Genomic DNA, 11,032 nt, shown 5'->3' on the forward strand with positions numbered 1-11,032 from the left:
CTATTATTTACCGGAACCAAAAGTAACAACGATTACGATTCGTGTTGAACTGTAAAAATATTGGTGATGAAAAAAATAACGACCTACTGTTTACTCATCATAGCACTGCTGACCAGCAGCTGTGAAAAATTTCTGGAGGTAACTCCAAAGGGCAAGTTCCTGCCTCAAACCGTGGCGGACTATGAATTGTTCATGAACGATCCGCTGATGGCGGATGCCGCTTATGGCAACGAAGAGTATATGACAGACGACCTGTTCTTAAACGATAGCCTGCTGTCGGGCATGAACGACAGCCGCACTGCCAAAGCTTATTTGTGGACGAAAGATTTGTTCCGGGAAACGGATGACGATGCAGAATGGAATAGCAGCTACCGTAATATTTATAACTGTAACCTGGTGCTGTCTAAGATAGGCACTGCTACCGGAGGTACACCGGAAGATGTGAGCCGCCTGACAGCAGAAGCCAAAATACACCGGGCTTACCATTACTTCCACCTGGCCAATTTGTTCGGCAACGATTATCAGGCAGCCACTGCTGGTACTGATCTGGCAGTACCTATCCTGTTGGTACCGGACCTGGAAGCAAAAACATTCAGGGCTACTGTGCAGGAAGTATATAACCAGGTAATCAAAGACCTGAACGAGGCGATCGGCGAAAGTGGATTGCCGGTGATGGGCAGAAACTATATACATCCAGGTAAAGCGGCTGCTTATGCGTTACAGGCAAGGGTATACTTATACATGGGCAACTATGCCGCCGCGCAGCAGGCCGCGGATGCAGCGCTGGCACTGAAAAGCACACTGCTGGATTATAATACGTTCAGCTATCCCAATCCTGCAAAGCCTACCGGAGCGGTAACAGGGCGGCCTGCCGTAGATGCAAATCCGGAAAATCTTTACACCACTACCAATAGTTTTAGCGGTGTCATCACGAGATTTTTGATTCATCCGGACCTGCTGAATATTTTAGGGGAGAAAGATTTGCGCTATGTATATACCTTTACCCGACTCACTTCGAAAGGAACACCCAGCCCAAGTCCTTATCCCGACTATATCGCCAACTATATTAATTACAGTATAGGCGTTCCCGAGATGATGCTGATAAAGGCAGAATGTCTGGCCCGCAACAATGGTAAAGACGAAGCGATGGGCCTGCTCAATACCCTGCGGCAGAAACGTTTCAAGGCCGCCGATTACGCGGACCTTACCGCTGCAACCGCAGATGATGCACTGGTACAGGTGTTGGCAGAAAGAAGAAGGGAGCTGATGTATCATGGCCTTCGCTGGTTTGACCTGAAGCGCCTGAACCATGACCCCCGTTTTAAAAAGGACCTGACACGTATCTATAAAGGCGTTAGTTATGCGCTGCCAGCCAACGATGCCCGTTACCTGTTGCAGATAGCGCCAAAAATCATACGCATAAACCCAGCCATTATACAAAATCCAAGGTAATACCCTTGTCATCCCGGCTGGCTAAAGCTTTTTTTAGTCAGCCATTTTTTTTAAAAGATCTGTATGAAGTTTTTATACTACCTGTCATCCCTGCTCCTGATAAAAGCGGAGCTGCATGCACAGCAATTGAAATTTTCTACTGCACTGCACCACGACAATGAAAAGGTGACCATTTACCGGGAATGGCCTTCGCGACAACTGATAGATACCTTACGGCTCTCCGGCGATTCCTTTACCTACACGTTGCCCGCCGGTGCGGCTGTATATTCCGTGCAGCTCCGTAAGCCTTATGTAAATGCGGTGTTATTGGAAGAAGGAGAGACAGTAACCATCAGCATGACCAAAGATACACAGGTCGTAATCAGCGGTGGTGGGTTACAAAAGAAATGGGAAGATTTTGAAAAGGCGATGAAGCCGGATGAAAAGGCATGGAATGAATGGGGGCGCAAATATGAAAAAGCGGCCAACCTAGAGGAAAAGTTAACCGCGAATACCGAAAGCAACCGTTATGCAGAAAAGGTGCAAAGTGCCAGACTGGCTTTTACGCTGGCGAATGCAGGGAATCTGGCAGGCGCCTGGATGGGCCACTACTATGCCTTTGCGTGGTCACCCGCTGATCTGGAAAAACTAGTACCGGTATTTGCACAACAGGCTGCCGCTAAAACTACGTATAGCCTGTTACGTGATAAACAAACCGCTGCTGCCGCTTTTAACATGACCGGCAAAAAAGCGCCTGTTTTTACGTTGCCTGCTATTGCCGGTAATACCGTTACCCTGGATAGCCTGTTAGACCAGCATCAGTATGTATTGCTCGATGTATGGGCGTCCTGGTGTACACCCTGCCGCGCCACTAACCGCAAACTGGCACCCCTGTACGAAAAGATGCGTAAGAAGGGAATTGGCTTCGTATCTGTTTCTGTAGATGAGAAAAAAGAGCTGTGGGAAAAAGCCGTAGCCGCCGATAAAATCCCGTGGACACAGTTAAGAAGTGAAGAAGGCATGAAGAGTGAATTTGTAAAACAATATAAAGTACAATCGCTGCCCGCTACTTTTTTGATAGATAAAAAGGGGACCATTATTCAGCAACATGTTGAAATATCCGACCTCGAAAAATTATAATTTTCGTTTTATGAAACCATGCTTATTACTGTTAGCCCTGCTGCTGGGCTTCGGGCATTATACCCGTGCGCAGCTGTTGCTAAAAGATGCTACAATTATAGACGGTGATGCAACAGTATCACCCCGCAAAGGATCCCTGCTGATTCGTGCAGGGATGATCGAAAAAGTAATCTACGATGGCACCGTGCCTGATGAAAAATTAACGGTGATAGATTGCACCGGTCAGTTTATTACACCGGGTCTGATGGATGCGCATGTACACCTGGGTACCCTGAATATGAATGACCAGAAAGGTATTCATCTCAAAACAGACAGCATCCTGCAAAACATGCTCCGGCATGGCATTACCAGTGTGCGGGATATGGCAGGAGATGCTATTTTCCTGGCAGAATACAAACGGAAAATTGCCACGGGGCAATTGGCCGGACCAGATATTTTTTATGCCGCACAGTTTGCGGGACCGGGTTATTTTGCGATGATGCAGATGGGGTCCCGGAAGGATAATGATCTGGGCACCACGCCCTGGTACCGCGCCATTACACCGGAAGCGGATCTGCGGTTAGCCATTGCCGAAGCCAAAGGTGCGGGCGCAAGTGGCATTAAAGTATATGCGGATCTCACAAAAAAACAAATAGCGGCGATTACCAAAGCAGCACATGCACAAGGCATACAGGTCTGGAGCCATGGCACCGTGTTTCCGGCCAAGCCGGCAGATGGGGTAGCGGCAGGTGTGAACAGTTTATCACATGCGGCGGATCTTTGTTTTCAACAAATGAAAGGCGATACGCTGGGATTCCATGAAGCCTGGCAGCAACTGTATAAAAAAGGCTTTACACTGGATACAACGGTACAGGTGAAATTATTGCAGGGCATGCAGCAGAAGGGAATTTTCCTGGACCCTACTATTTTTCATGCATCGAATAATAAAATGTGGAATGCGTTGACGATTACCCGCATCGCACATCGTGTAGGCGTGAAAGTGGTAACCGGTACCGACTGGATTTATCCGGAAAAAAATGAAGCGGTGCCATTGCAATCTGAAATGGAACTGCTGATCAGCAAATGTGGATTCAGCGCCGCAGAAGCCATTGAGAGCGCTACGATCAACAGCGCTACTGTTACCGGTTTACACGACCGCGGCCTGGTGCGTGCAGGCAAACGTGCAGATTTGCTGGTAACTAACGCAGACCCTTACACGAATATCGCTACATTGTTTACACCGGCAATGGTGATTAAAAGAGGCAAGGTATTGCGTTAATACTTTTAGTAAATGCAGCGCCTCATCTCCGCTGCATTTACTAAAAGCTAAAAGCTAAAAGCTAAAAGCTAACAGCTATCGGCACCATACAACGTACATCTTTTTCATTGAAGTAATCTTCCAGACAATACCCCTGCGGGTCCAGCCCGGGTGTTTGCAGCAGCCGGTCAAACGTTGGACTTACCTCCTGCAGGTGCTGTGCATAATCAGTTAGTATTTCGCTCATATAAATCCCCTTCCTGATCATAAAACTCTCCAGGCCATACTTAGCCCCCTCTCCGGGTGATTGAGCGGCTACAGCTGCCCTGTAAACGATTTCATGACCACCCTCCGGACGGGAGATACCATATAGTTTTCTGCCATCCATATCGGGCAGTAATGCCTTCAGCTTGTCAAAGGCCGGTGTAATCCCCATTGGAAAGGAGGTGGCTTTCACATAAAAGACTTCTATGTCGTGCTGCAAAGTATATGGTTCCATGTGGACGGCTTTTGATGTACCGTAAATGTAACAAGGATATATGCTCTTCATACGGTGTGAAAGCGACAAATACAGTGGTAAATCAGGACAAGCGGGTGCTATTACCGGTGTTTGCTATCGGTTGTTTTAATTCACGCAATCGTTTGTGTCAGTATTTCCGGTTAAAATCCCAAAGACATAGAAGCCTTTTTACGCGTGATCACCGATCTGCGTAAAATAAAATCTGACCTGTTTTTTAATCTCACCGTGGGTACCTGGCCTCCTCCTTACTGGCTTAACTATGGGGATGCCATCTGGCGCGCCGGCGAAGATATGGGTATGCAGGGCGCGGGTACTAAAAGACAACAATGGATCAACTACCGTGATGCGGAAGTATATAAAAATATAGTGCAACGCGCCCGCTTATATCCGCTCAATGCCCTGATGTATCACGGTATTGTAGTGAATAATGAAAATGGAGTAGGCGCTTCCTTTGCCAATGACGATGCCGGTATTGCAGAAGATATCTGGTCGTTTTTTGGTAACGGTACGGGGATGCAGGAGTTGTATATTAATCCGCACCTGATGAGTGCTGCTGGCTGGAATGTATTGGCGAAAGCCATGAAGTGGTCCGACAGGCACCGGGATGTTTTATCCGATGTACACTGGATAGGTGGTGACCCCGGTAAAGCAGCAATATATGGCTTTGCGGCATGGAATCATAAGGAGGGAACGCTGACGTGGAGGAATCCATCTGCCAATACCCAAAAAATTACTTTCCGGTTGAAAGAGGTGCTGGAACTGCCGGAGGATTACCGTACTAAGTTTACCGCTTATAATGTAATAGAGGAAGTGACCGCGGGAGAGATGGATAGTGATGCGGCGATTACCATAGAACTGGCGCCGTTGCAGGTGAAAGTGCTGGAATTAAAACCAGTGAAGTAGGGCTAACGATAAGGGTGTACCGCTAACCTGGTACACCCTGTTTTTTATAAGTTCAGTGCTGCTTTTAATTTCTGATCCAGTTCATCACCGCCGTTACCTACTAATTTAAATAATACTTTACCGTTTTTATCCAGCAGTATTTTAGTAGGGAAACCTGTGATACCATATGCCATGGCCAGGTCGGTAGTGGCTTTGTCATAGTTATTAAGCACCTGTATCCAGTTGATACCATCATCCTGAATGGCTTTTAGCCAGGCGGCTTTTGCGTCTTTCAGGTCGCTGATTTTTTCATCGGCGATGCCTACTATTTCCAGCCCTTTGTCTTTATATTTTGCATATACTTCCTTCAGATGAGGATGACTAGCCCTGCAAGGACCGCACCAGCTGCCCCAGAAGTCGAGTAATACATATTTTCCTTTGAGGGAAGATAACGTGAACGGCTCTCCGTGATTATCTTTTTTGGTGAAGTTGATAGCTATTGCCCCTTCGCTGGTGGCTTTGGCGCCGGTAATCCGGGAGGCCAGGTATTTGCCCAGGTAGGTGCCTTTGTAGGTATCGCTCAGTTTATTGAAAGCCTGTTCGTATGCTGTTGCATCGTAATCACTTTGCAGTCTGGCGAGCAGCATTATGCTCACAAATGATTTGGGATGATTGGCCACGAACTGTTTGCGCATTACCGTTAATTGATCGTTCACTGCCAGCATTTCAGCAGTGGCTGCTTTTTTAGCGGTACTGTCTTCCGGCTTGCGTAAGCCTGCTGCTTTTTTGCGCAGTTCCCATACCTGTGCCACTAACGGCATTTCCTTTTGGCGGAACGCATTCATTTCTTCGTTCGCTTTATCGCCTTTTACAGTGGCTTTGAATAATTCTTCCGCGTTGCCGGACACCTGGATATTGGTTTTATCCGACAGGATAATTTCCAGGTTAGGGGCCGGCATGAACATACCGCCTTTCACCATTTCAAATCTGCTGGCAGGATGGCGGGAAACGAAAGTCGCTATCACCGGTTCATTTACGTTGCCGGTAAAAGTGAACTGATCGCCGTTGCGGGAAATCACCGTATCCAATTTATGTCCCTCTGCGGTTACATACGTTAAGCTCAGGCGGTAGTCGCCCTGACCTTTGATGTTAGCGACGATCTTATAACTTTTTTGTGCTGTTGCCAGGTTGAAAGAGGCCAGCAGCAAGCTGCCGGCCATTATCAGGATCTGTTTCTTCATGGTTGGTGTATGAAATTTAGAAACTGGTCATTGGAATAGAAGCGGCCTGTTTTGCTGGTGTAGCTTTTACACCTTTATTCAGACTTTCTTTTATTTTAGTAGCTGCTTCATCGCTGTAGCCGGTGAAACGTTCTATGATTTTACCTTCATTATCCACCAGGTACATGGTAGGGATACCAGAGAACTGGAATTGTTCCATGGTTTTATCTTTGTTGTCGCTCAGCATTTGTTCCCATGGCATTTCTTCTTCTTTCATGGCTTTTTTCCATGCGTTTTTATCCGTGTCGATGGAAATGCTTACTACTTCAAATCCTTTGTCTTTATAACTTGCATACAGTTCCTTTACTTTAGGAATGGCTTGTCTGCAAGGTCCGCACCAGCTTGCCCAGAAATCTACCAGCAGGTATTTGCCTTTGTATTTTTCCAGTCCTGCGAGTTGACCATTGGCATCAGGATATTTCACTGATGGCATCGGTTGACCTGTTTTCAGGCGCATCGCCTGTGCTTTGTTGGTGATGATGGTTTGTTTTAAATCTTTTGCTTCTGTTAACCACGGATAGCGGGCGATCAGCAGATCCAGCATTTTCATGGCTTTATCGTATTTTTCACCTGCTTCTGTACCTGCCATACCACGGATAGCATACACCATTACCGGACGGTCGGCGTAAGCCTTTGTCAGCACCTCTTCACGCATTTTATAATCTTCGTTCAGCGGGTTATACTTTTTGGTATTTTTCATATAGCCATACCAGGTAGTATCCGTCGCTTTTTTGGAATAGTATTCCATATTGTATTCATCTACCATGCGGCGGTAATTGAGTTCACTGTTGAGCTCACGAAGGTTGATGAAGTTATTGTCGTACGACCCGTTTACATAATTGTAATGAGGTATTTTAACCTTGTAACGTGCGGTGTCATAACCTCTCATGGCCACATTTACATCGGCATCGCTCCAGAAGGTAGCGCGGTCCCAGTTCATGGCATTGATCACGTAGATGCCCTGATGGTCTTGTTTGATGTTGAAAGAAAAGGTATTGTCTTTACCTACCACGCAGGAATCTACTACTTCCGCTTTTCCTTTTAAGTTATCCTTTGACAGAAAGACTTTATTAACCGGCTGTTTTGGATCAGTGAATTCCACACTACCGTGTACGGTGATGGCTTTCACTATTTTGTTTTGTTGCGCCATCAGGGCTGCAGGTGCAGCCAGGAGCATCAGCGGTGTGCAAAATTTTAAGACTGTTTTTTTCATCGTGATTAGTTTAAATATAATTGGTTTCCGTTTTTATCTGCTGTAATCGGCGTTTTGCGCCAGGTTTGGATTGATGAATAAATCTCTGGAAGGCAGTGGCATCAGAACATGTGAAGTGGGTTGTCCGAATGACGCCAGCCAGTCGTTTATTTTACCAAATCGTTTCATATCGCTCCATCTTAATCTTTCTCCGATAAATTCTCTTCTTCTTTCCTGTTCGATGGCGGCGAGGAAAGCAGCCGGATTAGCAAAGTCAGTGTTATTAATGGTGCTGGCTTTACGGGCGCTGCGCAGTTGATTGTAGGTAGTTACATCTACAACACCTTTGCGGGCGTTTGCTTCAGCCACAATGAGGAAAGCTTCACTATAACGGCATACCACATACGAAGGGGTGAGTTCCTGCGGGAATTTGCTGAGGAAGTACACGGAGTCTAAAATAGATGCGCCTTTGGTGCGAACGAAAAAGCTGCGGCGGATATCTGCTGGTTCATATGATTTAACGAGCATACTATCGGCCCAGGTATTGCCGGAGCCGGCCTGGCCGGTACCGCCTTGTCCGTATACAGCAGGCATGCCATAGTTGGTGCTGGTACTTGTTTCGTTAACTTTATAAACTGCTTCGGAGCTGTTGACAGATGATTTGAAAATATCTCCAAAATTGGACTGCAGGCTGAATTTGCCGGAACTGATCACGTTGTTGGCCATGGTCAGTGCTTCGTCGTTGCGGCCCTGGTTCAGGTAGAAGCGGGCCAGCAGTAATTGTGCACTTTGTTTAGATCCAATGGTAGAATTGGTATATGCAGGTAACCGATCGGCGGCATTTTTCAAATCTGCTTCAATCTGCTGATTTACTTCTGCTAACGGGTTGCGTGCAGGGTGGCTTTTCGGATCTTCGGTTCCATTTACAATAACCACATCACCAAAAGATTCCGTGAGTATCATATAAGAAAAAGCCCTGAGCAGGTAGGCTTCCCCGAGGGCGGCGGTCACATTGCTGTCGCCGGGAAACTGTGGCGCATACTGGATCACCACATTAGCATTGGCAATGCATTGGTAGGGCTGTTTATACACCGTTGCCACCGTGCCGTCATTAGATGGAATATTATTACCCTCATAGTTAGGAAAGGTCAGCGATTGAAAATCGTCACTCATAATATCCTGCATCGCGTAATACAGGTAAAACGCATTGTTGTTGGTCAGGGACAGTTTGGCGCCATTGATCAACAGCGGCAGGTTGTTTTGATTTAGTTGCGAATAGGCAATCTTGGTATTGGGATCTACCTCATCCAGTTGCTTGCTGCAGGCAGATAAGCCGATGGTGATGATCGCCGCGATATGTAATAAAGTATGTTGTTTCATGTGTTGGCAGATTAAAATGAAAGATCTATACCTATAACGGCAGCACGTGGGTTGGGCAGGTTAGTGCTGACAATACCGGTGTTGCTGGCTGCTTCCGGATCGAATCCGAGGTAGTTGGTGATGGTAAATACATTTTGTGCCGATGCGTAGATACGTGCCCGTGTAATTTTTACTTTGGAGAGTAGCACTGTTGGTAATTCGTAGCTCACCATCAGATTGCGAAGGCGTACGTAAGAGGCATCATAGATAAACTGGGTGGAAGGCCGGGAGTTCCAGTCGGTGGTTTGTCCGGCGCCATGTTGACCTACAATCGCTCTGGGCACATCTGTGATATCTCCCTTTTGTTTCCAGCGTTTGTTAATGATGTCAAATTTATTGGGCATTACACCGTAGTAGTCCATATCATAGTTGCGGAGTGTTTGCTCGTAGAAGTCATATACTTTACTGCCCACCACATAGTTGAATAAGGCGGAAACCGTGAAGTGTTTGTAACCCAGGGTAATATTGGTACCGCCGGTGAATTTGGGGATGGCTACGGGTATGGTAATCATATCATTGGCATCCCATTTACCATCTTTGTTCTGATCTTTATAGATCATGTCGCCAGTTTGCGGATCTACGCCCATTGATTCATATACCTGCACCGAGCCGAGTGATTGTCCTACTCTGGCTTTGGTCATGGGGCCTCCAAACACAAAAGCGCCATAAGTGGTCAGGGAGTCTTTCAGTGACACGAGCATGTTCCGGTTTACGTTCATATTGGTTTCCACTTTCCAGGAGAAGGCGGCGCCGGGGCGGCTGCTGACAGCCAGTTCCAGGTCTATGCCTTTGTTACGGATCGTTCCGATATTATCCGGAATAGTGGATGCGCCATAGATATATTGGATATTATTACTGCTCATTAAACCATCGGTGGTTTTGTTGTAGTAATCTGCAGTGAACGTGAGTCTGTTGTTGAGCAATGTTACGTCTATACCCGCATCTACCTGTTTGGTGCGTTCCCAGCGTATGTCGGGGTTACCAATGGTATTGAGCTGCAGTGCGGAATTGCCCATGTAAGCAGTCGCCGCGAGCAGATTTTGTGCGTCGTAGTAATTTACCGCGCGCATATTGCCGCTCATACCGTAGCTGCTGCGGATTTTTAACTGGTTGATGAATTTGCTGCCGGCGAGGAAATTTTCGCGGGCAATATCCCAGCCTCCTGAAATGGAAGGGAACCAGTTGTAGCGGTGATCAGCATTTAACTTGGAAGAACCATCGCGGCGGATGGAGGCATTGAGCAGGTATTTCCCTTCCCAGTCGAAGCCGGCGCGGAGGAAATATGCATCAGATACTTCTTTGTAGTTAGTATTGTAACTGCCGATACTTGAACTGCTGCCATAAGCGGCGCCTGAGCCGCCGCCGGTAATACCATCAATTTTCGGAAAGCCGTTGAGATCGTACCCGAAGGTATTCAGTTCGTTGTTATAAAAGGTATAGCCCATGGTAGCATTGATACCCAGATGACTTACTCTTTTTATATAAGTGAAGTAGTTATCGAAGTTATAAGAGAAGTTATCTATACCTGTATTTTTGAAGGTACCTTTGTTAAAAGCGCCCAGGTAGCCGGTGGCAGGATAGAAGATGTTATTGAGATCGTTGAATTTGGTAGCGTTAAAAGAGGAGCGGAAAGAGAGGTCTTTGAACAGCTTTACGTCTGCTGATAAACTACCCAGGTATACATTGTTTTTATCTTTGTTATTATTATCCATCATTACGCCCAGCGGATGCTGTTGCTGGCCTACATAATAACCCAGTGATCCGTCGGGATTGAGGACAGGATCTTCCGGGGTATCCGGGCGGGCATTGAAAGCAGAGACGATAGGGTTGCTCATATTCTTTCTGACAGACTGGGTAATGTTGATGTTACCGTTTACCTTGAGCCAGTCATTGATTTGCTGGGTAACGTCCAGGCGGCCCGTGTATCTTTC

Annotated in this window: 9 protein-coding genes; 4 read left to right on the forward strand and 5 right to left on the reverse strand. The window is 46.7% G+C overall.

The genetic code is table 11. The features are described 5' to 3' along the window. Positions 1 to 66: 66 nt before the first annotated feature. The 3 genes from VIP81_RS01785 (at position 67) to VIP81_RS01795 (ending at position 3,829) form a co-directional block, all read left to right on the forward strand. The gene (locus VIP81_RS01785) at positions 67 to 1,452 is read left to right on the forward strand and encodes a RagB/SusD family nutrient uptake outer membrane protein (RefSeq protein WP_331956762.1); all 1,386 of its coding nucleotides are present in this window, start codon (positions 67 to 69) and stop codon (positions 1,450 to 1,452) included. A 63-nt stretch (positions 1,453 to 1,515) separates the two neighbouring features. Further along, on the forward strand, positions 1,516 to 2,571 hold the full coding sequence (locus VIP81_RS01790) for a TlpA disulfide reductase family protein (RefSeq protein ID WP_331956764.1): 1,056 nt from the start codon (positions 1,516 to 1,518) through the stop codon (positions 2,569 to 2,571). Positions 2,572 to 2,581: 10 nt separating this feature from the next. Then, positions 2,582 to 3,829 carry an amidohydrolase family protein gene (locus VIP81_RS01795; RefSeq protein WP_331956765.1) on the forward strand — a complete coding sequence of 416 codons (1,248 nt, stop codon included), beginning with the start codon at positions 2,582 to 2,584 and terminating at the stop codon, positions 3,827 to 3,829. Between the two features lie 61 nt (positions 3,830 to 3,890). Here VIP81_RS01795 and VIP81_RS01800 read toward each other — a convergent pair whose 3' ends face one another. Next, positions 3,891 to 4,307: a hypothetical protein gene (locus VIP81_RS01800; protein ID WP_331956766.1), complete on the reverse strand. Its 417-nt coding sequence runs from the start codon at positions 4,305 to 4,307 to the stop codon at positions 3,891 to 3,893. A gap of 195 nt (positions 4,308 to 4,502) precedes the next feature. Here VIP81_RS01800 and VIP81_RS01805 point away from each other — a divergent pair, with 195 nt between their 5' ends. Next, positions 4,503 to 5,231, forward strand: coding sequence for a hypothetical protein (locus tag VIP81_RS01805; RefSeq protein ID WP_331956767.1), 729 nt, complete (start codon positions 4,503 to 4,505; stop codon positions 5,229 to 5,231). 44 nt (positions 5,232 to 5,275) lie between these two features. Here VIP81_RS01805 and VIP81_RS01810 read toward each other — a convergent pair whose 3' ends face one another. From VIP81_RS01810 to VIP81_RS01825, 4 genes are all read right to left on the reverse strand, one after another. Next, positions 5,276 to 6,451, reverse strand: a complete 1,176-nt coding sequence (locus VIP81_RS01810) for a TlpA disulfide reductase family protein (RefSeq protein ID WP_331956768.1) — start codon at positions 6,449 to 6,451, stop codon at positions 5,276 to 5,278. Between the two features lie 16 nt (positions 6,452 to 6,467). Further along, positions 6,468 to 7,703 (reverse strand): TlpA disulfide reductase family protein, encoded by a 1,236-nt coding sequence (locus VIP81_RS01815; protein WP_331956769.1) that lies wholly within the window; start codon positions 7,701 to 7,703, stop codon positions 6,468 to 6,470. A 33-nt stretch (positions 7,704 to 7,736) separates the two neighbouring features. After that, the gene (locus VIP81_RS01820; protein WP_331956770.1) at positions 7,737 to 9,062 is read right to left on the reverse strand and encodes a RagB/SusD family nutrient uptake outer membrane protein; all 1,326 of its coding nucleotides are present in this window, start codon (positions 9,060 to 9,062) and stop codon (positions 7,737 to 7,739) included. An 11-nt stretch (positions 9,063 to 9,073) separates the two neighbouring features. Beyond that, positions 9,074 to 11,032 (reverse strand): SusC/RagA family TonB-linked outer membrane protein (locus VIP81_RS01825; RefSeq protein WP_331956771.1); only part of this gene is annotated, 1,959 nt, incomplete at its 5' end.

The organism is Chitinophaga sp., from assembly GCF_036566945.1.
GTDB lineage: Bacteria > Bacteroidota > Bacteroidia > Chitinophagales > Chitinophagaceae > Chitinophaga.